This window comes from Brevinematales bacterium (genome assembly GCA_026415355.1).
Taxonomy (GTDB): Bacteria; Spirochaetota; Brevinematia; order DTOW01; family DTOW01; genus SKYB106.
In genome coordinates this window covers 286-655 of sequence record JAOAHF010000065.1, presented here as the reverse complement: position 1 = coordinate 655, position 370 = coordinate 286, and the positions used below count along the sequence as shown (strand labels likewise).

The window sequence follows — 370 nt, the reverse complement described above, 5'->3', positions numbered from 1 at the left end:
CGCTTATTCTGTCAGGTGCGTAAACGATCAATTTTGCAATTAGAGAATCATAATTTGGTGGAATTTTATAACCAGCATAACAGTGTGTATCAACTCTTACTCCATATCCACCTGGAAGATGAAAACCGGTAATTTCACCTGGTGAGGGTCTAAAATTATTTTCAGGATCTTCCGCATTTATTCTACACTCAATAGCATGTCCTACTGGTTTACTAACTTTTTTGTCCAATTTTTTCCCAGCTGCTATTTCTATTTGTAACTTAATTAAATCTCTCCCTGTTACTTCTTCAGTTATTGGATGCTCAACTTGAATCCTTGTATTCATTTCCATAAAGTAGAAATTATGATCTTTATCAACAAGAAATTCGAT

At 34.1% G+C, this 370-nt stretch carries 1 protein-coding gene; it reads right to left on the bottom strand.

Features of this window, described 5'->3' with window-relative positions:
- On the bottom strand, window positions 1-325 hold a 325-nt coding region (locus tag N2712_08070; GenBank protein ID MCX8029933.1), incomplete at its 3' end, for a hypothetical protein.
- Window positions 326-370 lie beyond the last annotated feature (45 nt).